This window comes from Domibacillus sp. 8LH (genome assembly GCF_038806185.1).
In the GTDB taxonomy this organism is placed as follows: Bacteria; Bacillota; Bacilli; order Bacillales; family Domibacillaceae; genus Domibacillus; species Domibacillus indicus_A.
Genome location: NZ_JAVJNG010000002.1, coordinates 146,644 through 169,886 on the forward strand (window position 1 = coordinate 146,644; position 23,243 = coordinate 169,886).

Here is a 23,243-nt window from a genome sequence, read left to right on the forward strand (position 1 = left end):
AAAATATTATTTCATAATTATTAAAAAATATTGAAATATAGAATCAAAGCGGTTACAATGATGGCATTATTCAAGAGGGGGGATTTGGTTGGAAGAAAAGCTGATGCAGCTGACGACCGAGTCAAGAAACAGCCGTACCATGCAGATAGACACAGCAGATACAAAAACAATCTTAACGATGATGAACGAGGAAGACCATGGCGTGGCAGAAGCTGTCAAGGAAGTGCTTCCTGACATCGAACAGGTCGTTGGCTTTGTGCTTCACTCGTTTCAAAAAGGAGGCCGTCTTTTTTATATAGGCGCTGGAACGAGCGGCCGTCTCGGTGTGCTCGATGCGGTTGAATGCCCGCCAACGTTCAGCACACCGCCCCAAATGGTGCAGGGTCTTATCGCGGGAGGTGAACACGCCTTTGTAAAAGCGGTTGAAGGAGCAGAAGATGATGAAGCCGCCGGCCGGCAGGACCTCCAAAGCCGCGGATTAACAGAAAGGGATACAGTCGTTGGATTAGCGGCAAGCGGCAGGACGCCTTACGTAAAGGGCGGGCTCGCGTATGCCCGGGAAATTGGTGCCAAAACGGCTGCTATTTCCTGCAATAAAAATGCTCAAATCAGCGCGTATGCTGATCAGCCAATCGAAGTCGTGGTCGGACCGGAAGTGTTAACGGGATCTACACGCTTAAAAGCAGCCACAGCACAAAAAATGATTTTAAATATGATTTCGACGGCTTCCATGCTGCAAATGGGCAAAGCGTTTGAAAATTTAATGGTCGATGTGCGCGTGAGCAATGTAAAGCTGAGACAAAGAGCGGTTCACACAATTGTCCGGGTAACAGGCGTTTCAAGAAAGCGGGCAGAAGAAACACTCGATGCAGCCGGAAACGAAGTGAAAACAGCGATTGTGATGCTCGAATGCGGCGTGCCATTCAAAGAAGCTAAAGAGCTGTTAACAAAAGCGGAAGGGTATGTACACCGAGCCGTTAAAATGGGGGACGCACGCGGAGGAAGCAGCCAATGACTACCGGGGGATTAAACAGGCTGCGGAGCATTTTGCCCCAGCTGCCTCCTTCAGAAAAAAAAGTCGCCCAGTTTATTTTGGAGCAGCCAGAAAAACTACTCCATGCTACAGCAAGCGAAATCAGCCAAATGGCTGGCTCAAGCAGCGCGGCAGTGATTCGCTTATGCAAATCAATGGGGGTTAAAGGGTTTCAGGAGTTAAAAGTCCGGGTCGCCGGTGATTTAGTGAAAGTACCGGAAACAGGGTACCGGGACATTGAAAGCGGCGAAACGCTTGCTGGTATTACACAGAAAACATTGAGCAATGGAATTCAAAGCTTAACGGATACAGCCGAATTGATGGATTACGGGCAAATGGAGGCGGCAGTCGAGGCGCTGGCGGGTGCGAAAACGGTTCACTGTTTTGGCATCGGCGCTTCGAGCTTAATTGCGATGGATGCCCAGCAAAAACTGCTGCGCATTCACAAAAACGCAACGGCTTTTACCGATACACATTTAGTGGCGTCCCTGATTGCCAATGCGGAAGCGGATGATGTGCTTTTGGGCATTTCGTTTTCAGGAGAAACGCAGGAAGTCGCACGTCTCCTGTCTCTCGCCAAAAAGCGGGGAGTCAAAACGATCAGCTTAACCAAGTATGGATCGTCTACCGCTGCGTCTCTGGCAGATATCAACTTATTTACATCTGCATCAAGCGAAGCACCGCTTAGAAGCGCTGCCACCGCTTCACGCTTTGCTCAATTGTTTGTGATTGATGTGTTATTTATGGGTGTGGCAACAAAAGAATTTGATCAAACAGTACAGTATATTGATCGTTCAAGAGAAGCGATCAGCTTTTTAAAAGAATCAAAATAAAAAAGGGGAAACAAAGGGTTGAAATACGGGGAAAGGGTGAGCGGGGATGACAAACGAAAATAAAATGATCGCACAGCAAATTTCCGACTGTTTAGGCGGGACGGATAATGTCGAATCTTTTACCCACTGCATGACGCGGCTGAGAGTAACACCAGTAGATCATGAGCGTGTAAATACAGAGGCGATTAAAAAAATTGACGGGGTTTTCGGAGTGGTCGAAGAAGAAACGATTCAAGTGATTCTAGGACCGGGGAAAGTCAATAAAGTCGCAGAAGAGTTTAGCAAGATCATGGATGCGTCAGATGGAAAGATGCTGAGAGACCGTGCAGCTGCCGTAAAAGCAGAATTAAAAGAAAAAAACGCCACGCCATTTAAGCTGTTTTTGCGTAAAATATCGAGTATCTTTATTCCGCTCATTCCGGCACTCGTGGCATCTGGACTGATTACAGGTATATCGAAAGCAATTATTCAAGCAGGCTGGCTGGCGGCTGATTCACAAACCGCCCTTCTTTTAACAGCGATTGGCAGCGGCTTGTTTGCTTACCTGGGTATTTTAGTCGGCTTAAATGCAGCAAAAGAGTTTGGCGGATCACCTGCCCTCGGTGCGCTGGCCGGCATTTTGGTCATCAATCCGGCGATTGAAGGCGTTACATTGTTTGGAGAAGCATTGGTGCCAGGCCGCGGCGGCTTGATTGGAATTTTGTTTGCCGCTATTTTCATCGCTTATATAGAGCGCTGGATTCGTAAAGGGGTGCCGCAGTCGCTCGATATTATCGTGACGCCAACGATTGCGCTGCTAATTACTGGTATTGTCACGTATGTGATTTTTATGCCGATCGGCGGTTTTATTTCTGACGCGATTACAAACGGTCTGCTGGCTGTTTTAGATATCGGCGGAATTGTCGCTGGCTTTGTACTTGGCGCAATATTTCTGCCGCTCGTAGTAACCGGCCTTCATCAAGGACTGACACCGATTCACCTGGAACTGCTCAATTCCATCGGCGATGATCCGCTTCTTCCTATTTTGGCCATGGGTGGAGCCGGCCAGGTGGGTGCTGCCTTTGCGATTTATATGAAAACAAAGAAAAAACGATTAAAGCGGGCGATAGGGGGATCTCTTCCTTCCGGCATGCTCGGCATCGGCGAGCCGCTTATTTTCGGCGTAACGCTGCCGCTCGGAAGGCCATTTTTGACCGCCTGCCTCGGTGCAGGTGTTGGCGGCGCGTTTCAAGCATACTTCAACGTTGCCACAAGTGCGATTGGGGTTTCCGGCCTGCCGCTTTCGTTTATTGTTCTTCCGCATCAAATTTTATTGTATTTAGCCGGACTTGTTATCGCGTATGCGGCCGGTTTTGCGTTTACGTATTTGTTCGGCTTTAAAGATGAAATGGCCAAAGAGTTTGATGAATGAAGAAAGCAAAGCGCAGAGACTCTCTTCTGCGCTTTTTACATAAGGAGGATGCGCATGTTTGGAATTTCGGTTTATTTAAATCAAGACATCGGAGAAAAGCAAGAGCAATATGTGAAGAAAGCAAAGCAGCATGGCTTTAAGTGGGTATTTACATCGCTGCATATTCCCGAGGATGATGCCTCACAGCTTCGCGGCCGGTTCCGCCAGCTTGCCAGGCTCGCCCGGGAAACAGGGATGGCGCTTTTTGCGGATGTTTCTCCCGCATCGCTTGAGAAAATTGGCTTGTCTATGGACCGGGCCGAAGAGTTGCTTGAGTGGGGCGTTACCGGGCTGCGCGTCGATTACGGTATTGCCGGAAAGACGATTGCAGATCTTTCTAAAAGGATGAACATAGCACTCAATGCCAGTACGCTGACCCGGCGTGAATACGAAGACATTCTTTCGGCTGGAGCGGATATCAGCCGCATTGAAGCATGGCATAATTTTTATCCGCGTCCGGAAACAGGACTTGGAGAAGCCTACATAGAAGAAAAAAATAAATGGCTCCTTTCGCTCGGTCTAAGTACCATGGCGTTTGTTCCGGGGGACCGTCATAAGCGGGGCCCGCTGTTTCAGGGACTGCCTACATTAGAGAAGCACCGGAACCGGGCACCTTTTGGGGCGGCGCTTGAGCTGATCCGTCAGCTGCATACGCAAAAAGTATTGATTGGTGATCCGGACTTGTCAGATGAAGCCTTCCGGCAGTTTAAGTGCTTCGAGGAGGACGAATGTATTCCGCTGCGGGCAAAACCATTCACGGATGTCACTCTTTATGCGGACGTTCAAACGAACCGGCCAGACCCGGCAAGAGATTGTATTCGTTCCGTTGAATCAAGAGGGTTTGCCCAAATCGGCGACAAAACAGTAGAGCCTTTTCAGACGGTTGAGCGGCCGAGAGGAACGATTACCGTCGACAACAAACAGTATTTACGCTATGCCGGGGAAATGCAAATTACGCTGAATGACCTGCCAGCCGATGAAAAAGTAAATGTGATTGGCAGAACCATGGCGGAAGACCTGCCGCTGCTTTCATTTGTAGGGCCGGGCGGGCGCTTTATCATTCACTGGGAATAATAAGTGGTTCTTGCCCCGCCACCGATGATTTTTTCTTTGCGTTCTGGGGAAAAGAAAAGGGAGGTGATGGATATGAATATTAATGTAAAGCCGGCCGCTGTAGCAGAACTGAAAAAGTACGAATTTGGAGAAAACGAAGGAGTCCGGATTGAATCGATTTTTATCGGCAGCTGTTCGATTGCATCCGAATATCATTTGCGAATCGATCGTAAAAAAGAAGGCGATGATTTGTTTACCGTCTCAGGCATTCCGTTTCTTGTTTCAAAAGAAAGCCAGGAAAATCTCCATGACCATATTGCACTCGACTTTAACCCGGCAATGGGTTACAAGCTGACATCAGCCGAAGAAACCTATCGTTACAACTTAAAATTAGAACGGGCATAAAAAATCTTTCCCTAAAAAATTCTTAAGACTGTCGACAAAGTCGGCAGTCTTTCTTTATGAAAACTTCCATTGCCGAAAACGAGGCGGGGACTTTTCAGGCAATGTCGCTTCTTAAAAAGAGCCGATAGGGGAAGCCGGCCAAAACGGTATGTCCACATCCGCTTTTTATGGCTTTAGTGATAGGGGCAATTGGATCTATCAGGCTATGCAGTTTTGGCCAATTGCACAAGCAGCGCCCGACACCTTACCGGCTCTCATCCCAACCGCCCGCACTCCTTGCATGAAAAAGAAGCGAAGAGGTCCTTTGGCAACCGATTTTATTTGTCTGCGGTTTGGGGTCTTTCTTTTGAAAGATCTTTTTTGTTACATAATCTAACAAAAATTCAGACAAATAAACTGAAAAGTATGAGTATATAGTTAGATCTAACATGGAATTATATGTTTTTTGTTCCTTTTTCAAACATTGATGGGAAATTATTTTTTAGGAGGCGATAAAAGAGGTTGATTTCAAAACCATACATAACAGATTTATCCGCTTTTCTTTTTGGATAAAAAGCTGCGTACATTATTTTAAGGGGTGCTTATATGATAGGGACGAAAAGATTCTGGGGCAAACAAACCATTATCGCAGCAGTTTCGGCAGCTGCACTTGCATTAAGCGGCTGTGCAGCTTCAAGTGCTTTAAATGAGGAAAAAGAAAAGCCTGCGGCTAATACAGAAGGGGATACAGTAAAAGTAGGTGTGCTTCATTCATTAAGCGGAACGATGGCAATCAGTGAAGTGTCACTTCGGGATGCAGAATTAATGGCTATTGAGGAAATTAACGCAAAAGGCGGTGTTCTTGGCAAGCAGATTGAGCCGGTCGTTGAAGATGGGGCCTCAGACTGGCCGACATTCGCCGAAAAAGCAAAAAAGCTTTTGCAGAAAGATGAAGTCGCAACCGTTTTCGGCGGCTGGACATCTGCGAGCCGAAAAGCGATGCTGCCTGTATTCGAACAGAATAACGGCCTGCTCTGGTATCCTGTACAGTATGAGGGAATGGAGTCTTCACCGAATATTTTTTATACAGGAGCCACAACGAATCAGCAAATTGTTCCGTCTGTGACATGGCTTCTTGAAAACAAAGGAAAATCCTTTTTCTTAATCGGTTCTGATTACGTGTTTCCACGCACAGCAAACAAAGAAATCAAAGCACAACTTAAAGCGGAAGGCGGCACTCTAGTAGGCGAAGAATATACACCGCTTGGCCACACTGATTACAGCACACTGATCAGTAAAATCAAAGAAAAAAACCCAGAAGTCATCTATAACACGCTGAATGGAGACAGCAACGTTGCCTTTTTTAAACAGCTGAAGGATGCGGGAATTACAGCGGATGATATTACAGTTCTGTCTGTCAGTATTGCGGAGGAAGAAATTCGCGGCATTGGGACGGATATTTTAACAGGCCATTATGCGGCGTGGAATTATTTCCAAACAACTGATACGCCGGAAAATAAAAAGTTCGTTACGGCTTACAAGAAAGCATACGGAGATGATCGTGTAACCGGTGATCCAATTGAAGCAGCGTATAATGCCGTTTATTTATGGGCAGCTGCAGTTGAAAAAGCTGGATCCTTTGATGTTGATGCAGTGAAAAAAGCGGCAGGCGGCATTGAATTTAAAGCGCCGGGCGGAACGGTCACCATTGATGGGGATAACCAGCATACGTACAAAACTGCCCGCATTGGTGAAATTCAAGCAGACGGCCAGTTTAAGGAAGTATGGAACTCAGGCGAGCCTGTTAAACCGGATCCGTATTTAGAAACGTATTCTTGGGCAGAAGGACTAAATTAATCGGTACAAATAAGGGAGGAGACTTCTCCCTTATTTGTTTTTTAAAAGGAGTGAACTACATGGCAGTCGTGGCTACACAGCTGTTTAACGGTATTAGTCTTGGCTCTATTTTGCTTTTAATTGCCCTTGGGCTGGCCATTACATTTGGATTAATGAACGTGATTAATATGGCGCACGGAGAGTTTATTATGGCTGGGGCATATACAACTTATGTGGTCCAGCAGGCATTTTCACATTATGTTCCAGCGGCACTATTTAATTATTACTATATCGCAGCGATTCCGCTCTCATTTTTAATTGGTGCCCTGCTTGGCTTTGTTCTTGAAAAAACGCTTATCCGTTTTTTATATCACAGGCCGCTTGACAGCCTGCTGGCCACGTGGGGGGTCAGTTTAATTTTACAGCAGGTGGCACGATCCATCTTCGGCGCACCAAATGTCGCAGTCACGGCACCGGCCTGGCTTGACGGCGGGTTAACAATCGCGGGTGCTGTTTTTCCGTATAAGCGTTTATTTATCATCGCGCTTGCTGTGATTTGTATGATTGCTCTTTATTTATACCTTGATAAAACAGCAGCAGGACGGAAAATGCGTGCGGTTACAATGAATCGCAGCATGGCATCAAGCCTGGGGGTATCCACTCAAAAAGTGGACGCGACGGCATTTGCGATCGGTTCAGGACTTGCTGGAATTGCAGGATGTGCCTTAACGGTTCTGGGTCCAATTGGTTCAACAATTGGCACCTATTATATAGTCGATGCCTTTATGATTGTTATTCTAGGCGGAATTGGAAGCTTGGTCGGCACTGTTTTTGGTGCACTTAGCATTGGTATGCTTGGCACAGTGGCTGAGTTCTGGACGGGTGCCTCCATGGCAAAGGTCATCGTGTTTGCAGCTATTATCGCCTTTTTACAATTTAAACCGGCCGGGCTGCTCTCAGCACGCACGCGGTCATTGGAATAGGAGGGAACAAAATGGATAAGAAAAAACTGGGCTATTGGCTTTTTTTTATCGCGCTGTTTTTAGGCCCTCTTTATTTAACGGAATTTCGTTTGGCACTCTTAGGCAAGTTTTTATGTTTTGCACTTGTCGCCCTTGGTATCTGTCTCATCTGGGGGTACACCGGTATTTTAAGCCTTGGGCATGGTGTTTATTTCGGCCTCGGCGCTTATTGCACGGCGATGTACTTAAAGCTTGAAGCGGCGGCGGGCGGAACGCTGCCAGACTTTATGGAATGGAGCGGCGTAACGGCTCTTCCGTCATTTTGGCAGCCATTTTCAAATCCTGTTTTTGCGCTTAGTGCATCTTTGCTGATTCCGGCGCTGCTTGCGGCAATGCTTGGTTTTTTAACGTTTAAAAATCGAATTAAGGGAGTGTATTTTTCCCTAATTAGCCAGGCTGTCGTTGTTGTCTTCGTAACACTTTTTGTGGCGAAGCAGGATTGGACCGGCGGCACAAACGGGTTAACGAATTTTACTACATTTCTTGGTTTTTCATTGGCGTCCCCGCTTGTGCAGATTGCCCTTTACTTGGTAACAGTTCTGATTTTGGGTGCCTCGTTTGCTCTTGCTGCTGTCTTGACAAAAAGCCGGGCAGGGCGGGTGCTGTCTGCCGTGCGGGACGGCGAAAACAGAGTGCGCTTTTTAGGATTTAACCCAACGTCCTATAAAGTGCTCGTTTACAGCTTATCTGCGGCACTGGCAGGCCTTGCCGGCACACTATTCGTTCTGCAGGTTGGTCTTATTTCCCCGGCTATGATGGGGATTATCCCGTCGATTGAAATGGTGCTGTGGGTGGCGGTAGGCGGCCGCCATTCATTGATTGGCGCTATTTTAGGGGCAATTATTGTCAACAGTGCCAAAAGCTTTTTCAGTGAGTCTTACCCTGACATATGGTCGATCTTTTTAGGTCTTCTATTTATTATTATGGTGATGTTTTTACCAAATGGTATTGCTGGCGCGGTGAATTCGTGGAATGAAAAGCGGATCAAATCCAAGCAAAAGGGAGGAACTGCCGATGCAGCCGATTCTGTCGTGTCGTGATGTGAAAGTCTCGTTTAACGGGTTTCAGGCACTTCAAGGAGTTAATTTAACCGTTTATCCGCAGGAAGTCCGCTTTTTAATCGGGCCAAATGGCGCTGGAAAAACGACACTGCTTGATGTGATTTGCGGAAAAACGAAAGCAAATGATGGTGAAGTAGTATACCGGGAAACAGAAAATATTCGCAAACTGCAAGAGCATGAAATTGTACGTCTCGGTATTACCCGTAAGTTTCAGGCACCTTCCGTTTTCACCAATTTGACTGTGCTGGAAAACCTTGAGCTTTCCCTTAAACAAAAAAGAAGCCTCTGGGCAGTCATGCGAGCCAAATTAACAAGGGAAGACGAAGAAAAGATGGACGCCATGCTTCACCGTATTGGATTAACCGAACAGCGGCACCAGCCGGCCGGGATACTTGCGCATGGCCAGAAGCAGTGGCTTGAAATTGGTATGCAGCTGATGCAGGAGCCGGAAATTTTGCTGCTGGATGAACCGATCGCCGGGATGAGTGAAACTGAGCGCCATAAAACGGGAGAACTCATTCATGACATTTCAAAGACCTGTGCAGTTTTAATTGTAGAACACGACATGGAGTTTGTACGAAACTTTTCGAAACAAGTGACGGTTATGCATGAAGGCCGGGTGCTTTGTGAAGGGACAATGTCTGAAATTCAGCAAAATGAACAAGTGGCAGAAGTTTATCTCGGAAGGAGAGACAGCGCGTGTTAAAAGTAGGAGGTATCCGGGCAGGGTACGATGAAAGCATGGTGCTGAATGATGTATCTCTTCAGGCGGAAATTGGGAAAGTGACAGCAGTGCTTGGGCGTAATGGAGTTGGAAAATCTACTCTGATTAAAACGATTGCCGGTCTGATTAAACCGGCAGGCGGTTCTATCAAGTGGATGGATGAAAGAATAGAAAAGAAAGCTCCTGAATTTCGAGCGAGAAGTGGTGTTGCGTATGTACCACAAGGACGCGAAATTTTCTCAGCCTTAACGGTAGAGGAAAATTTATTATTGGGTCTTGAAGCTCTGCCAAGGAAGGAACGAAAGGAGCTGCCAGGTGAAATATTCGAGTGGTTTCCCATTTTGAGTGAAATGATGCATAGAAAAGGCGGTGACCTGAGCGGCGGCCAGCAGCAGCAGCTGGCAATTGCGAGAGCCATCGTTAGCAGGCCTAAAATGCTTCTTTTGGATGAACCAATGGAAGGAATCCAGCCATCAATCGTGCAGCTTATTCAAGAGGTGATCATCGACATTGCTTCAAAGCAAGGAATGGGTGTTATTCTAGTAGAGCACAGCCTCGACCTTGCTTTTGCCTGTGCTGATTATTATTACATTTTGGATCACGGTACGGTAGTAAGTGAAGGGATCACGGATACGGTGCATAAAGACCTGGTAAAACAACATTTAATTATTTAAATCGAAAGGAGGACAAAGCGTCCTCTTTTTTTATGAATAAAATAAATTTTCTAACAACGTTTATTCCTTTTTGTTGGAAATAAAGTTATAATGATGTTAGAAGATATTACATGGATAACAAAATCTTTATCTTTTAACGTGTAAAATGAAGGGTGTGCAGAAAAGGAAGAAGGGGTTTTTTATGAAACTGACGGCACGCGAGCAGGAAAAGTTAATGATTGTTGTGGCAGCTGATTTGGCACGCCGCCGCAAAGACAGAGGGTTAAAGCTGAATTATCCGGAATCGATTGCGCTTATCACGTATGAAGTAATGGAAGGGGCACGCGATGGAAAATCGGTGCCGGAGCTGATGCAGTTTGGCACAACGATTTTATCAAGAGATGATGTGATGGAAGGTGTTCCGGAGATGATTCATGATATTCAAGTGGAAGCAACCTTTCCGGACGGAACGAAACTAGTCACTGTCCATGACCCGATACGTTAAGGAGGAGCGCGCATGATTCCTGGTGAATATAAGCTTCAGAGCACTGCGGTTGTATGCAATGAAGGAAAAGAAGAAACGAAGGTTTTTGTGACAAACCGGGGTGACCGGCCCGTGCAGGTTGGTTCCCACTTTCATTTTGCAGAAGTGAATCAGGCACTCGAATTTGAACGCGAGAAAGCGCTTGGTAAACGGCTGAACATTCCCGCAGGAACGGCAGTCCGTTTTGAACCGGGAGACGGCAAGCCAGTTGCGCTCGTTCCGTTTTCCGGCGAGCGGCGCGTATACGGGTTAAACAATCGCGTGAATGGCGCGCTTGATGGGGAGGAAGAGGCATGAGTTTTCAAATGTCACGCCGGCAGTATGCGGATATGTTCGGACCCACAACCGGTGACTGTGTCCGTCTGGCAGATACAGATCTCTTTATCGAAATTGAAAAAGATTACACGGTGTATGGGGATGAAGTGAAATTCGGCGGGGGGAAAGTGATCCGTGACGGGATGGGTCAGCACCCCCTTGCCACGCGCGCAGAAGCCGTTGACCTTGTGCTGACCAATGCCATTATCCTTGATTACACAGGTATTTATAAAGCGGATATTGGTGTAAAGGACGGAATGATTGCTGCCATCGGCAAAGCGGGCAATCCCCTTTTGATGGACAAAGTAGACATTGTGATCGGCGCTTCTACCGAAGTGATTGCCGCAGAAGGAAAAATTGTCACAGCCGGCGGCATCGATGCGCACATTCATTTTATTTGCCCGCAGCAAATTGAAACAGCACTTGCCTCCGGTGTCACAACGATGATTGGCGGTGGAACAGGACCGGCTACCGGAACAAATGCGACCACATGCACCCCGGGTGAGTGGAATGTCTTCCGTATGCTTGAAGCGGCCGAAGCGTTTCCGATGAATATCGGCTTTCTTGGCAAAGGAAATGCGTCTGGAATTGAGCCGCTTGAAGAACAAATTCAAGCAGGCGTGATTGGTTTAAAGCTGCATGAAGACTGGGGCACAACGGCTGCCACAATTGATACGGCGTTAAGGTCAGCGGACAAGTACGATATTCAGGTTGCTATTCATACCGATACATTAAATGAAGGCGGCTTTGTGGAAGATACGATTTCGGCGATCGATGGACGGGTGATTCATACATACCATACAGAAGGAGCAGGAGGCGGGCATGCGCCGGATATTATCAAAGCGGCCGGCTATCCAAATGTTCTTCCTTCTTCCACAAACCCAACCCGTCCTTACACGGTCAATACATTGGACGAGCATTTGGATATGCTGATGGTCTGCCACCATCTTGATCCATCGGTTCCAGAAGATATTGCGTTTGCCGACTCTCGCATTCGGAAAGAAACGATTGCGGCAGAAGATATTTTGCATGATTTAGGTGTGTTCAGTATGATCAGCTCTGATTCCCAGGCAATGGGGCGGATTGGCGAGGTGATTTTGCGTACATGGCAGACGGCCGACAAAATGAAAAAGCAGCGAGGGAAAATGAGTGAAGAAACAGGAGAAGGCGATAATTTCAGGGCGAAAAGATATGTCGCGAAATATACGATCAATCCTGCTTTAACACATGGTATTTCCGACTACGTTGGTTCTATTGAAACAGGCAAGCTTGCAGATCTTGTTTTATGGGAGCCCGCTTTTTTTGGCGTAAAACCAGAGCTTGTCTTAAAAGGCGGCTTGATTGCCCACAGCGTCATGGGCGATCCAAACGCGTCCATTCCAACACCGCAGCCGGCTTTGTACCGTCCGATGTTTGCAAGCTTCGGCAGGGCACTTTTCAAAACATCGATGACCTTTATGTCTAAAGCGGCGATCGAGCGCGGTGTTCCAGAAAAACTCGGTTTAGAGAAAATGATCCGTCCTGTCGGCGGTATCCGCACTTTGCAAAAAAGCGATATGAAATACAACGGTGAAACACCCAAGATCGAAGTGGACCCGCAGACATATGAAGTAAAAGTAAACGGTGATCTGATAACGTGTGAACCGGCAGAAACCGTGCCAATGGCGCAGCGCTATTTCTTATTTTAAGGTGGGATCAAAGTGATTGTTGAAAAAGTAATTGGAAATGTGGAAACAGATGATATTCGTGCACCGCATACAGAACGGGTTTTCCTGTCGAGTGACGAGCTTGTTAAACGCATTCAGCGTGTGAAAACAGATCATGGACGCGAGCTCGGTATTCGGCTGCGGGAGCCGAAAGACTTGCAGAACGGTGATATTTTATACTGCGATGATAAAAACATGATTGTCATCCAAGTGCTGGCCGATGATGTTCTAACTATTATGCCGGAGTCAATCGGCCAAATGGGAGACATTGCCCATCAGCTTGGCAACCGGCATCTGCCGGCTCAGTTTGAAGGCGATGAAATGATTGTGCAGTATGACTATTTAGTCGAACAGCTTCTCGAGCAGCTCGGCATTCCTTTTCGCCGCGAAGAGCGCAAGGTGAAAAAAGCATTCCGCCATATCGGCCACAGCCATGATTAATCCAATGCTGTCCTTTATGCAGCTGTGTGATTCCAATTTTCCTTCGGGTGCGTTTTCGCACTCGTTTGGACTGGAAACGTACATTTACGAAGGCAGCATTCATAATGCTGAAACATTCGAATCAGCCATGCGAATCTATATAGCCAATCAAATGGCTTATACGGATGCTCTCGCCTGCCGGCTTGCTTATGAGGGTGTGGCAGCCGGCCGCTTTGATCATTTAACGGAGCTTGACCACATGCTTTCCGCACTGGCACTGCCAAAAGAAACACGGGAAGGCACTCGGAGGATTGGTGAACGAATGGCCAAGCTATGTGTGGACTTATATGAAAGCCCGTTGATCAATATGTACTACAAACAAATCCGCCAAAAGAAAGCGGTCGGCCATCCGTCTATTGTGTTTGCCCTGGCGGCCCATTATCTTCAGGCTTGCAAAAAAGATGCCATCGCTGCACACCTTTTTTCGGGTGTTCAGTCTTTGATTCAAAATGCTGTCCGGGCGATTCCGCTTGGGCAGACAGACGGCCAGCGGATCCTGCTGGCGCTGCAGCCGTTGATAAGAGAGATTGCAGACCAAACAGAAGAGATGACGGAAGAAGAGCTCGGTATGAATATGCCGGGGCTTGAAATCGCACAAATGCGCCATGAACAGCTGCCTGTTCGGCTTTTTATGTCGTGAAAAACAAAAGGAGTGGTGCAGAATGGAACCAGTACGTATCGGTGTTGGAGGACCTGTTGGTGCCGGCAAAACAATGCTTGTAGAGAAGCTCACACGTGCGATGAACGATGAATTCAGCATGGCCGTTGTGACGAACGACATTTATACGAAAGAAGATGCCCAATTTCTTATTAAAAACGGGGTTCTGCCGGAAAAACGCATTATTGGAGTGGAAACCGGAGGCTGTCCGCACACAGCGATTCGGGAAGATGCCTCCATGAACTTTGCAGCAATTGATGAATTAAAAGAGGCACATCCGGATTTGGATATTATTTTTGTAGAAAGCGGAGGGGACAACCTGGCTGCCACATTCAGCCCGGAGCTTGTGGATTTTTCGATTTACATTATCGATGTGGCGCAGGGCGAGAAAATTCCGCGTAAGGGCGGCCAGGGCATGATTAAATCAGATTTGTTTATTATCAATAAAACGGATCTCGCCCCCTATGTAGGAGCCGATTTGGATGTGATGGCGGAAGATACGAAAAAATCACGTGGAGCAGACAAGCCGTTTTTCTTTACGAACTTAAAAGAGGAAACGGGACTTCAAGACGTGGTGAAATGGATTAAAGAAAATGCGCTTTTGATGGGGCTGGAAGCATGAGCATGACCGGCACGCTGCGGATGAAAGCAGTCTGCCGGGGCGATAAAACGGTGATAGCTGATACGTATTTTGACGGCGCGTTTAAAGTAGCACGCCCGATCTATTTTAATGAAAGCGAGCCAACGGTGTACAGCCTTCATGTCGGCGGCGGATACGTAGGAGGCGACCGCTATCATACAGAGGTGATTCTCGAACAGGATGCGAGAATGATATTGACGACGCAGTCTGCCGCAAAAGTGTATAAAACACCGCATGAGCCGGTTTTTCAGTCGATGAACGTATCTCTCGCGGCGGGCAGTGTGTTTATGTATATGCCGGACCCGCTCATTGCGTATGAGCAGGCACGCTTTGAGCAGACAACCACGATCTATATGGAAAAAGGGGCGACGCTGCTTTACAGCGACAGCATAACACCGGGCTGGTCTGAGAGCGGCCGGCCGTTTCGTTATGAGTGGATTCGGTCGAAGCTCAAAATGTACGAAGACGGCCAGCTGCAGGTGTATGACCATCTTTTTTTAAAACCGGACCAGCAGCCTTTGTTTTCTCTTATGCAAATGGAGGATTATACACATGTCGGCTCTCTTTTTATTGTTTCGCCGCTGCTTGAGCCCGGCTGGCAGGAAGAACTGGAGCCGCTTCTGGCTCCGTATAACGATGGAGCACGGATTGGGTTTTCTACGCTGAAAAATGGCGGCTGTACCGTACGGATTCTGGCTCACGCCTCTCATGTCACCGAAGAAATCATTCTGCAGTGCACCAACTGGCTGCGCCGGAAACTGGGCCAGGAGCCGCTGCAGCTTAGAAAGTATTGAAAGAGGGAACTATTTATGATTCAAGGCGGACTTTTATCGATTTTATTGCTTGGATTTACATTAGGGATTAAGCATGCAACAGAACCGGATCATATTATTGCGGTTTCGACTATTGCAAGCCGGACAAAAAAGCTGTACCGCTCGTCATTAACGGGTGTGTTTTGGGGGCTTGGGCATACGGCTACGCTGCTGATCATCGGCGTCACCGCGATCGCACTGGGCCGGCAGATTCCTGAGAATCTTGCAGCTCTGCTCGAATGTTTTGTCGGAGTCATGCTCGTTTATTTAGGTGTAAACGGAATGCGTGGAAGCTTTAAGGCGGGCGAAGCAGATTATGAGCATACCCACAAAAAATCATTTACGATTGGCGTGATCCACGGGCTTGCCGGAAGTGCGGCCATGGTGCTGTTAACAGCGACACAAGCTGACAGCGGCTCAGAAGCCTTTCAGTTTATTTTGATTTTCGGAGCGGGAACAGTTGTCGGCATGCTGCTTTTTACAACTTTGCTGGGCCTTCCGTTTTTAGTTACATCACATAAAACGATTCCGCTTTTTTTAATGCGGATCACGTCATTAATCAGCGTTTTGTACGGTCTTTATTACATTATAGAGACGGGTTCAGGACTGATCGCAGGATAAAAAAGCAGCCGGTAAGCCGGCTGCTTTTTTTCTGCCTAGAGGCAATACTTCTGTAAAGATGACACCCTCAGTATACAGAAAGGGAGCGCAGCGGAACAACAAGCCGGTTAGATTATCTGACAAAGAAATCGTCCTGCTGCAAGAGTTCCGCTTTCTTTGCCCAAAACCGCTTTTTAATGTTCGGCTCTGTCGTTCGTTGCTATACTAGTAATCAGGTAAAAAAAGAGAGGAAGAGTGGAATGACGACGGAACAAACAAATTTACGGCTTGTCCTGGCGGGGCTGCTGCTGGCCATTTTAATGGCTGCGATGGACAACACGATTGTGGCAACAGCGCTCGGCTCCATTCTGGCTGATTTAGGCGGAGTAGACAGCTATGTATGGATTACCTCTGCATATGCAGTAGCGGTGCTGGCCGGCATGCCGATTTTCGGAAAGCTGTCGGATATGTATGGAAGGAAACGTTTTTTTGTATTTGGACTGCTTGTATTCTTAATCGGTTCTGCCCTGTGCGGCGTTGCCCAGTCGATCCCACAGCTGGCGGTGTACCGGGCCATTCAAGGAATTGGCGGCGGTGCACTGATGCCGATTGCGTTTACGATTGTATTTGATGTGTTTCCAGCCGAACAGCGCGGGAAAATGACCGGCATGCTTGGTGCTGTGTTTGGCGCTTCGAGCGTGATTGGTCCGCTGCTCGGTGCGTTTATTACGGACGCCATCAGCTGGCATTGGGTATTTTATGTCAATGTACCGATTGGACTGATAGCCCTGCTGCTGATTGGGCGCTTTTACAAGGAAACGCCGGTGCATACAAAGCAGAAAATTGACTGGGCTGGCGCGGTTACACTGGTAACAGCCGTTATCAGCTTAATGTTTGCGCTGGAGCTTGGCGGAAAAGAGTTTGCCTGGACTTCATGGCAGAGCGTGTTGCTGTTTGGCTTGTTTACTGTATTTATTGGGCTGTTTTTATGGATCGAAACAAAAGCGGAAGAGCCGATTATTTCGTTTTGGATGTTTCGCAGCCGGCTGTTTGCGTCCTCCCAGGTACTTGCTTTCTTGTACGGGGCTACGTTTGTCGGGCTGACGATTTTTATCCCGATTTTTGTCCAGGCGGTGTACGGGGGATCGGCAACCAATGCCGGAATTATTTTAATGCCGATGCTGCTTGGGTCCGTTGCCGGAAGTGCTTTTGCAGGAATCGCGCAGGCCAAAATGCCCTACCGCCGTATTATGTGGATTTCTGTGATTGTCTACGCGGTTGGCATGGCTCTTATGGCAACTATTTCTCCGGAGACAAGCCGTATGCTGCTGACGGTTTATATGGTGACAGTTGGACTTGGCGTCGGTTTTTCGTTTTCGCTGCTGCCATCTGCGAGTGTACACAAAATGGATTACCGGCACCGCGGCTCGGCGAACTCCACCAACTCCTTTTTCCGATCACTTGGGCTGGCGCTGGGTATTACCGTTTTCGGCTCTATCCAGACGAAGCTGTTAACAAATGAGCTGGAGGATAAATTGGGTGGAAGCGGTACAGGAACGTTCGGCATTGATAACCTTCAGACTATATTTCAGTCCGAGCAGCGCGCTCAAATCCCAGCGGATATTTTGAACGTGATCATCAGTGCGATGTCCCATTCGATTGCGGCAACATTCTTGTGGTCACTTATCCCGATTGCGCTTGCGTTTATGGCGGTTTACTTTATGGGAGACGAACAGCTGCAAGTAGAAGGGAAAAAACAAACAACTTAAAAAAGAGCCGTTTTTCTCGTTCGAAGAGCAAGTCGTGAGCAGGTTTACGATTAAAGCAGAAGGAGATAATGTAAAAGGGGCAGTATCAGATCGGTAAGCTTTTAGCCAGAAATAAAATAAATGAAGAAAAGCTTCATCATCACTTGGTAAGCAGCCCAAAGAATGAGCTGCTTACAAGAAAAATGACGAGAATAGTTGAAGAGGTGAATGAATATGCAAGCTGTTCATTTTGGTGCAGGAAATATTGGCCGCGGCTTTATCGGTAGTCTTTTATATCAATCAGGATATGAATTGTGTTTTATAGATGTAAATCGTGAAGTGGTCGACCTGCTGAACGAAAAAAAGGAATACCGGGTTGTAATGGCGGATGAATTACGTGAGGAGCATATGGTGAGAAATGTCCGGGCCATTAACAGCGCTGAGGAAGCGGATCGTGTAATACAAGCTATTGTTGAGGCAGACCTCATTACAGCCGCAGTTGGCCCGGTGATTTTGCCGCACATTTCGCGGCTTGTAGCAGAAGGTCTTCGGAAGCGGACATCACCTGTTAATATAATTGCGTGTGAAAACATGATCGGAGGGAGTACGCTCTTAAAAGAGAAGGTACTGGAGAAAATACCACAAGAAGAGCGTAATGCTATTTTGTCACGAACTGGATTTCCGGACGCGGCCGTTGACCGGATTGTGCCTAACCAGTCAAATGAGGATAAATTGACGGTGGTCGTTGAACCATTTTACGAGTGGGTAGTGGAAGAACTCAAGCTGATTGGCGATAAGCCGGCAGTGGAAGGCATCACCTGGGTGCCGGACTTAAAGCCGTACATTGAACGGAAGCTGTTTACGGTTAATACTGGTCATGCAGCCGCAGCTTATTTTGGCTGGCAGACCGGTGCCCAAACGATTGATGAAGCACTCAGAATGAAGCACGTTGCCAAGACGCTCCAGGCAGTCTTGAATGAAACCGGGCGTCTTTTAGTGACGAAATACGGATTTGATCAGTCTGAACATGACCAATATATCCAAAAAATCATCGGCCGGTTTGCTAACCCGCATATTCGCGACGATATTACCCGGGTGGGCCGTGCGCCGATTCGTAAGCTTGGGGGGAAATGACCGTCTCCTCAGTCCGGCCAAGCAGTACGAGCAGCTGCTCGGTGAAACGCCGGTTTACTTAGCCAAAAGTATTGCAGCAGCGCTTTTATATGACTATGCACAGGATCCGGAAGCGGTAGAAGTGCAAGGGGAAATTGAACATAGGGGGATTGAATCCGCGCTGAAAAAGTTTACGCAGCTGGATGAGTCAGACTCGCTCTTTGCTGAAGTTATGAAACAATACGAATCGATGCGGGAAAAAGGAATTTAAAAAGAAGCTGATTCCATCAGCTTTTTTTTGTATGCCCAGGGCCGGATTTTTCACGGCTGGGCCGGAAAATGCTTGATTTGGGCCGGATAAATGAGAAATCCGGCCACAACAAAGCAGATTCCGGCTTTTTTTGTCGTTTTCCGGCCCAGGCTGCCAGTCTGGGAAAAACGAGCGTGCGTTTTCAAGCGAGCTAGTTTCATGATATGATAAAAGAACTTCAAACGGGTAGTGACTTCCATGAGAGTTGGAGGTCAAAAAAATAAATTACTAGAGGTGACGTGTTTTTTTATGTTTACACAACTGAAAAAAGAATGGTTCGGCAACGTCCGCGGGGATATCTTGTCGGGGATTGTCGTAGCGCTTGCGCTTATTCCGGAAGCGATCGCTTTTTCGATTATTGCGGGAGTAGATCCAATGGTGGGTCTGTACGCATCATTTTCGATGGCGGTTGTGATTGCCTTTATGGGAGGACGCCCGGCGATGATTTCTGCTGCGACCGGAGCGATGGCGCTTGTGATGGTAACACTTGTGAAAGACCATGGGCTTCAGTACTTGTTTGCGGCTACCATTTTAACCGGGGTGCTGCAGCTGATTTTCGGATGGCTAAAAATTGCGCGCTTGATGAAATTTGTGCCGCGTTCAGTGATGGTTGGATTCGTCAATGCGCTCGCTATTTTAATTTTCACTGCCCAGTTGCCCCAATTCGCAGGCAGTTCAGTGGTTATGTATGTGTTTGTGGCGGCAACGCTCGCTATCATTTACATCCTTCCGCGCTTCGTTAAATCCGTTCCTTCTCCGCTTGTTGCGATCGTTGTCATGACGATCATTGCAGTAGCTGGCGGCTTCGATTTACGGACAGTCGGTGATCTTGGAAACATTACTCAGTCTTTGCCATCATTTCTGATTCCAGATGTACCATTGAATATGGAGACGTTGTCGATTATTTTCCCGACAGCTTTAGCACTTTCGATGGTCGGCCTTTTAGAGTCACTGCTTACCGCATCCATTGTGGATGATATGACGGATACGACAAGCGATAAAAACCGGGAAGCACGCGGACAGGGAATTGCAAACATTGTAACCGGCTTTTTTGGCGGCATGGCGGGCTGTGCCATGATTGGCCAATCGGTTATTAATGTGAAATCCGGCGGCCGCGGACGGTTGTCTACCTTTGTGGCAGGAGCGTTTCTGCTGTTTTTAATTATGGTGCTCGGCGATGTAGTCGTAAAAATTCCGATGGCGGCATTGGTTGGTGTCATGATTATGGTCTCAATTGGCACATTTGACTGGTCGTCTCTTAAAGCCGTCACGAAAATTCCGATCACGGACAGCATCGTCATGGTCGTGACGGTCATAACCGTCGTGCTCACACATGACCTGTCAAAAGGAGTGTTCGCCGGCATTCTGCTTAGTGCGATTTTCTTTACAGCGAAAATTTCAAAGGTAACTGTATCGTCTTTCCACAAGGGGGATACGCTTCACTACAAAGCAACAGGACAAATCTTTTTCGCATCCGTTACGGATTTTGTGAATGAATTCGACTATCAGCCGGAAGGAATTAAGAATGTGCATATTGATTTTTCTGAGGCACACATTTGGGATGATTCTGGCGTGGCGGCGGTGGATAAAATTGTGTTGAAATACCGTGATAATGGCATTAAAGCCGTCCTGACAGGCTTAAATGAAGCAAGTTCATCCATGGTGAAACGGATGGCTGTTCACGATAAGCAGGACGCAAAGCTGTCTGGACATTAACATGTAAATGAGCGCATTGTGTAAAAGCAGTGCGCTTTTTTTAAACAAAGGGGGATGTTGATGAACGGTCGTATTTTACTGGCATCAGACGGATCAAGCCACGCGCTTCGGGCAGCGGAGGAAGCGATTAAGCTGGCCAAAGTGCTGAACAAAGAGATTGTGATTGTATTCGTCGTTGATTTTGATCAATCCAAAAGGGACGTCTTGCACAGTGCGGGCGCTATTGATCTGGAACAAAAGCGAAGAAAACAGCTTCAAAGCACAGAACAGAAAATAAGAGAAGCAGGCGTCTCATATTCAATTCAACTGCTTCACGGCGTGCCGGGACCGGCGATTGTAGAATACGCGAATAAGGAAGCTGTTTCCTATGTAGTGCTCGGCAGCCGCGGCTTGAACAGTCTGCAGGAAATGGTGCTTGGCAGCGTCAGCCATAAAGTGGCGAAGCGTGTAAACTGCCCTGTATTAATTGTGAAATAATCCAAGTCATTCTCTTTTTGAGAATGGCTTTTCTTTATAATAAAGAAAAGGGGGCTTGAACATGACGTATGAAGAAGTAATGGAAAAGCTTGAGCAGTTCGGTTCAGATCAAACGAAAAAAACACTTGCCCGTCACGGAGCCAAAGAGCCGTTTTTTGGTGTCAAAGTCGGCGATTTAAAAAAACATTTTGTCAAGGAGGTAAAAAAAGATCAGCAGCTCGTCTACGACTTGTACGCATCCGGCAATAGCGATGCTATGTATTTAGCGGGTTTGACAGTGAAGCCGAAAGAAATGACGAAAGAACGGCTGAACGAATGGGTACAGGGTGCTTACTGGTATATGATCAGTGAATATACAGTCGCACAAGTTGCAGCGGAATCCCTTTTTGCACTTGAGCTTGCGCGAGAGTGGATGCAGTCGGGTGAAGAAATGATTGCGGCTGCCGGATGGAGCACCTACAGCAATTACCTGTCGATCGCTCCAGATGACGAGGTAGACAGGGAAGAAGTCCATAAACTGTTGAACAGAGTGGAAAAAAACATTCATACGGAGCAAAACCGCGTTCGGTACGTGATGAATTATTTTGTGATTTGCGTGGGTGCTTATTATAAGCCGCTTTCAGAGCGGGCGAAGGAAATTGCAGCACGTATAGGGAGCGTACACGTCGATGTTGGGGATACGGCCTGCAAAGTTCCGCTTGCCACAGCGTACATTCAAAAAATAGAAGAACGAAAGGCAGTCGGTAAAAAGAGAAAAACGTGTATTTGTTAGATAGAAATTTTTTGTAAGATAATATAACAGTAAAAAAGATTTTTTAAAAAGTTCATGGTAAGATTTTTATACGTAATCGAACACCTAAACTAAAAAGCGCTTTGCAAAGACTGGACCCCTGCCAGTACTATGGCAGAGCGTTTTTTAGTTTAGGTGTTAACCGGGGATACTTCATTGCTTATCCAAATGGACCAAACAAAAACAAGTCTCTCTTGTATGAGAGACTTGTTTTATTTGTCGGGCAAAGCATTCATCTAATAAAAAATACGATTTCTATGCTGCTTTTCGTTCCGCTTTCCGGTCTGCTTTTCGCGCCCAGTAGGTGGCCAAAAGCGGGCCGGAAATATTGTGCCAGAAGCTGAAAATGGCACTTGGCACAGCAGCAAGCGGACTGAAATGAGCGGCTGCAAGAGCAGCGCCGAGTCCAGAATTTTGCATACCGACTTCAATCGCCATGGCTTTTCGGTCTTCATATGGCATGTTAAATAGTTTTCCTGCTAAGTATCCAAGCAAATAACCAAGACCATTATGTAAGATCACAACACCAAAAATAAGCAGTCCGGATTCTACAATTTTTTCTTTGCTATTTGACACTACAGCTGCGACGATCAGCACAATCGCTATAACGGAAATGAGCGGCAAAATGTCCACGCTTTTTTGCACCTGTTTTTTAAAGAACCGCTGCACAATCAAGCCGAGAATAATCGGCACAAGCACAACCTGCACCACTGACATAAACATGGCAGAAGCGGACACTTCAAGCCATTCGCTCGCTAAAAGATATATAAGCGCCGGCGTTAAAATCGGTGCCAGCAGTGTAGATACTGATGTAATGGCCACGGATAGAGCGGTGTTTCCTTTTGCCAAAAACGTCATGACGTTAGAGGCAGTACCGCCCGGGCAGCAGCCTACTAAAATTACACCAATCGCAATTTCCGGCTCCAGCCGAAGCCCTTTTGCGAGAGCAAAAGCCAAAGAAGGCATCACAATAAACTGGGCTAAAACCCCGATGATCACTTTTACAGGATGCCGGCCGACTTCTTTAAAGTCTTCTCCCGAAATAGTCATCCCCATCCCGAACATAATCACACCAAGTAAAATAGAAATATAGGGCGCAATCCATGTGAACTGTGCGGGAAGAAAAAATGCGAGTGCCGCAAACAAAAGCACCCAAATAGCAAATGTTTTGCCGGCAAATTGACTAACTTTTACGAATGTATTCAATTCGTATTCACCTCCGTTATAGTAGAATAGCATAAAATAAGTCGAAATAGGGCGTATTTTCTGATTTTTTAAGTTAATT

25 protein-coding genes are annotated in these 23,243 nt (G+C 47.0%); 24 read left to right on the forward strand and 1 reads right to left on the reverse strand.

Translation table 11 applies throughout. The features are described from left to right. Nucleotides 1-103 precede the first annotated feature (103 nt). From murQ to RG959_RS04335, 24 genes are all read left to right on the forward strand, one after another. On the forward strand, nt 104-1,015 hold the full coding sequence (gene murQ / locus RG959_RS04220) for an N-acetylmuramic acid 6-phosphate etherase (protein ID WP_483298850.1): 912 nt from the start codon (nt 104-106) through the stop codon (nt 1,013-1,015). Beyond that, nucleotides 1,012-1,866: a MurR/RpiR family transcriptional regulator gene (locus RG959_RS04225; RefSeq protein WP_342796081.1), complete on the forward strand. Its 855-nt coding sequence runs from the start codon at nt 1,012-1,014 to the stop codon at nt 1,864-1,866. The genes murQ and RG959_RS04225 overlap by 4 nt, the downstream gene beginning before the upstream one ends. Nucleotides 1,867-1,912: 46 nt before the next feature. After that, nucleotides 1,913-3,277 (forward strand): PTS transporter subunit EIIC, encoded by a 1,365-nt coding sequence (locus tag RG959_RS04230; RefSeq protein ID WP_342796082.1) that lies wholly within the window; start codon nt 1,913-1,915, stop codon nt 3,275-3,277. A 54-nt stretch (nt 3,278-3,331) separates the two neighbouring features. Next, nucleotides 3,332-4,390, forward strand: coding sequence for a DUF871 domain-containing protein (locus RG959_RS04235; protein WP_342796083.1), 1,059 nt, complete (start codon nt 3,332-3,334; stop codon nt 4,388-4,390). Between the two features lie 72 nt (nt 4,391-4,462). Then, on the forward strand, nt 4,463-4,774 hold the full coding sequence (locus RG959_RS04240) for an iron-sulfur cluster biosynthesis family protein (RefSeq protein ID WP_251271332.1): 312 nt from the start codon (nt 4,463-4,465) through the stop codon (nt 4,772-4,774). 585 nt (nt 4,775-5,359) lie between these two features. Further along, the gene (gene urtA, locus RG959_RS04245) at nt 5,360-6,610 is read left to right on the forward strand and encodes an urea ABC transporter substrate-binding protein (protein ID WP_342796084.1); all 1,251 of its coding nucleotides are present in this window, start codon (nt 5,360-5,362) and stop codon (nt 6,608-6,610) included. Between the two features lie 59 nt (nt 6,611-6,669). Then, the gene (urtB, locus tag RG959_RS04250) at nt 6,670-7,572 is read left to right on the forward strand and encodes an urea ABC transporter permease subunit UrtB (protein ID WP_342796085.1); all 903 of its coding nucleotides are present in this window, start codon (nt 6,670-6,672) and stop codon (nt 7,570-7,572) included. Between the two features lie 11 nt (nt 7,573-7,583). After that, the gene (gene urtC, locus RG959_RS04255) at nt 7,584-8,651 is read left to right on the forward strand and encodes an urea ABC transporter permease subunit UrtC (protein WP_342796086.1); all 1,068 of its coding nucleotides are present in this window, start codon (nt 7,584-7,586) and stop codon (nt 8,649-8,651) included. Continuing rightward, complete coding sequence (gene urtD, locus RG959_RS04260; RefSeq protein WP_251271340.1) at nt 8,626-9,378, forward strand: urea ABC transporter ATP-binding protein UrtD; 753 nt, start codon at nt 8,626-8,628, stop codon at nt 9,376-9,378. The genes urtC and urtD overlap by 26 nt, the downstream gene beginning before the upstream one ends. Continuing rightward, nucleotides 9,372-10,070: an urea ABC transporter ATP-binding subunit UrtE gene (urtE, locus tag RG959_RS04265; protein ID WP_342796087.1), complete on the forward strand. Its 699-nt coding sequence runs from the start codon at nt 9,372-9,374 to the stop codon at nt 10,068-10,070. The genes urtD and urtE overlap by 7 nt, the downstream gene beginning before the upstream one ends. A 181-nt stretch (nt 10,071-10,251) precedes the next feature. Beyond that, the gene (locus RG959_RS04270) at nt 10,252-10,554 is read left to right on the forward strand and encodes an urease subunit gamma (protein ID WP_315693828.1); all 303 of its coding nucleotides are present in this window, start codon (nt 10,252-10,254) and stop codon (nt 10,552-10,554) included. Between the two features lie 12 nt (nt 10,555-10,566). Beyond that, the gene (locus RG959_RS04275) at nt 10,567-10,890 is read left to right on the forward strand and encodes an urease subunit beta (protein WP_342796088.1); all 324 of its coding nucleotides are present in this window, start codon (nt 10,567-10,569) and stop codon (nt 10,888-10,890) included. Further along, nucleotides 10,887-12,596, forward strand: a complete 1,710-nt coding sequence (gene ureC / locus RG959_RS04280; protein WP_342796089.1) for an urease subunit alpha — start codon at nt 10,887-10,889, stop codon at nt 12,594-12,596. The genes RG959_RS04275 and ureC overlap by 4 nt, the downstream gene beginning before the upstream one ends. 12 nt (nt 12,597-12,608) lie before the next feature. Further along, entirely contained in the window at nt 12,609-13,055 is a 447-nt protein-coding gene (gene ureE, locus RG959_RS04285) for an urease accessory protein UreE (RefSeq protein ID WP_242232607.1), read from the forward strand. Beyond that, complete coding sequence (locus tag RG959_RS04290) at nt 13,048-13,734, forward strand: urease accessory protein UreF (RefSeq protein ID WP_342796090.1); 687 nt, start codon at nt 13,048-13,050, stop codon at nt 13,732-13,734. Before ureE ends, RG959_RS04290 begins: the two co-directional genes overlap by 8 nt. Nucleotides 13,735-13,756: 22 nt before the next feature. Continuing rightward, nucleotides 13,757-14,374, forward strand: coding sequence for an urease accessory protein UreG (gene ureG, locus RG959_RS04295; protein WP_342796091.1), 618 nt, complete (start codon nt 13,757-13,759; stop codon nt 14,372-14,374). Then, nucleotides 14,371-15,186, forward strand: a complete 816-nt coding sequence (locus RG959_RS04300; protein WP_342796092.1) for an urease accessory protein UreD — start codon at nt 14,371-14,373, stop codon at nt 15,184-15,186. Before ureG ends, RG959_RS04300 begins: the two co-directional genes overlap by 4 nt. A 15-nt stretch (nt 15,187-15,201) precedes the next feature. Then, nucleotides 15,202-15,825 (forward strand): HoxN/HupN/NixA family nickel/cobalt transporter, encoded by a 624-nt coding sequence (locus RG959_RS04305; protein WP_342796093.1) that lies wholly within the window; start codon nt 15,202-15,204, stop codon nt 15,823-15,825. A 239-nt stretch (nt 15,826-16,064) separates the two neighbouring features. Continuing rightward, complete coding sequence (locus tag RG959_RS04310) at nt 16,065-17,573, forward strand: MDR family MFS transporter (protein WP_342796094.1); 1,509 nt, start codon at nt 16,065-16,067, stop codon at nt 17,571-17,573. A gap of 213 nt (nt 17,574-17,786) precedes the next feature. Next, nucleotides 17,787-18,686, forward strand: coding sequence for a mannitol-1-phosphate 5-dehydrogenase (locus RG959_RS04315; RefSeq protein ID WP_342796095.1), 900 nt, complete (start codon nt 17,787-17,789; stop codon nt 18,684-18,686). Beyond that, nucleotides 18,655-18,936, forward strand: a complete 282-nt coding sequence (locus RG959_RS04320; protein ID WP_342796096.1) for a mannitol-1-phosphate 5-dehydrogenase — start codon at nt 18,655-18,657, stop codon at nt 18,934-18,936. The genes RG959_RS04315 and RG959_RS04320 overlap by 32 nt, the downstream gene beginning before the upstream one ends. A gap of 288 nt (nt 18,937-19,224) precedes the next feature. After that, a complete protein-coding gene (locus RG959_RS04325; protein ID WP_342796097.1) occupies nt 19,225-20,691 on the forward strand; it encodes a SulP family inorganic anion transporter in 1,467 nt (488 codons plus the stop codon). Between the two features lie 60 nt (nt 20,692-20,751). After that, a complete protein-coding gene (locus tag RG959_RS04330) occupies nt 20,752-21,168 on the forward strand; it encodes a universal stress protein (RefSeq protein ID WP_342796098.1) in 417 nt (138 codons plus the stop codon). A 61-nt stretch (nt 21,169-21,229) separates the two neighbouring features. Further along, nucleotides 21,230-21,940, forward strand: a complete 711-nt coding sequence (locus RG959_RS04335) for a DNA alkylation repair protein (RefSeq protein WP_342796099.1) — start codon at nt 21,230-21,232, stop codon at nt 21,938-21,940. A 273-nt stretch (nt 21,941-22,213) separates the two neighbouring features. On the opposite strand, the gene RG959_RS04340 is transcribed toward RG959_RS04335, so the two are convergent. Next, nucleotides 22,214-23,164 (reverse strand): bile acid:sodium symporter family protein, encoded by a 951-nt coding sequence (locus RG959_RS04340; RefSeq protein WP_342796100.1) that lies wholly within the window; start codon nt 23,162-23,164, stop codon nt 22,214-22,216. Nucleotides 23,165-23,243: the final 79 nt, after the last annotated feature.

Bases quoted from the DNA above. Each gene is read 5' to 3' on its own strand.
- murQ (WP_483298850.1), top strand. From the start codon at position 104: ATGCAGCTGACGACCGAGTCAAGAAACAGCCGTACCATGCAGATAGAC.
- RG959_RS04225 (WP_342796081.1), top strand. From the start codon at position 1,012: ATGACTACCGGGGGATTAAACAGGCTGCGGAGCATTTTGCCCCAGCTG.
- RG959_RS04230 (WP_342796082.1), top strand. From the start codon at position 1,913: ATGACAAACGAAAATAAAATGATCGCACAGCAAATTTCCGACTGTTTA.
- RG959_RS04235 (WP_342796083.1), top strand. From the start codon at position 3,332: ATGTTTGGAATTTCGGTTTATTTAAATCAAGACATCGGAGAAAAGCAA.
- RG959_RS04240 (WP_251271332.1), top strand. From the start codon at position 4,463: ATGAATATTAATGTAAAGCCGGCCGCTGTAGCAGAACTGAAAAAGTAC.
- urtA (WP_342796084.1), top strand. From the start codon at position 5,360: ATGATAGGGACGAAAAGATTCTGGGGCAAACAAACCATTATCGCAGCA.
- urtB (WP_342796085.1), top strand. From the start codon at position 6,670: ATGGCAGTCGTGGCTACACAGCTGTTTAACGGTATTAGTCTTGGCTCT.
- urtC (WP_342796086.1), top strand. From the start codon at position 7,584: ATGGATAAGAAAAAACTGGGCTATTGGCTTTTTTTTATCGCGCTGTTT.
- urtD (WP_251271340.1), top strand. From the start codon at position 8,626: ATGCAGCCGATTCTGTCGTGTCGTGATGTGAAAGTCTCGTTTAACGGG.
- RG959_RS04270 (WP_315693828.1), top strand. From the start codon at position 10,252: ATGAAACTGACGGCACGCGAGCAGGAAAAGTTAATGATTGTTGTGGCA.
- RG959_RS04275 (WP_342796088.1), top strand. From the start codon at position 10,567: ATGATTCCTGGTGAATATAAGCTTCAGAGCACTGCGGTTGTATGCAAT.
- ureC (WP_342796089.1), top strand. From the start codon at position 10,887: ATGAGTTTTCAAATGTCACGCCGGCAGTATGCGGATATGTTCGGACCC.
- RG959_RS04290 (WP_342796090.1), top strand. From the start codon at position 13,048: ATGATTAATCCAATGCTGTCCTTTATGCAGCTGTGTGATTCCAATTTT.
- ureG (WP_342796091.1), top strand. From the start codon at position 13,757: ATGGAACCAGTACGTATCGGTGTTGGAGGACCTGTTGGTGCCGGCAAA.
- RG959_RS04300 (WP_342796092.1), top strand. From the start codon at position 14,371: ATGAGCATGACCGGCACGCTGCGGATGAAAGCAGTCTGCCGGGGCGAT.
- RG959_RS04305 (WP_342796093.1), top strand. From the start codon at position 15,202: ATGATTCAAGGCGGACTTTTATCGATTTTATTGCTTGGATTTACATTA.
- RG959_RS04310 (WP_342796094.1), top strand. From the start codon at position 16,065: ATGACGACGGAACAAACAAATTTACGGCTTGTCCTGGCGGGGCTGCTG.
- RG959_RS04315 (WP_342796095.1), top strand. From the start codon at position 17,787: ATGCAAGCTGTTCATTTTGGTGCAGGAAATATTGGCCGCGGCTTTATC.
- RG959_RS04325 (WP_342796097.1), top strand. From the start codon at position 19,225: ATGTTTACACAACTGAAAAAAGAATGGTTCGGCAACGTCCGCGGGGAT.
- RG959_RS04330 (WP_342796098.1), top strand. From the start codon at position 20,752: ATGAACGGTCGTATTTTACTGGCATCAGACGGATCAAGCCACGCGCTT.
- RG959_RS04335 (WP_342796099.1), top strand. From the start codon at position 21,230: ATGACGTATGAAGAAGTAATGGAAAAGCTTGAGCAGTTCGGTTCAGAT.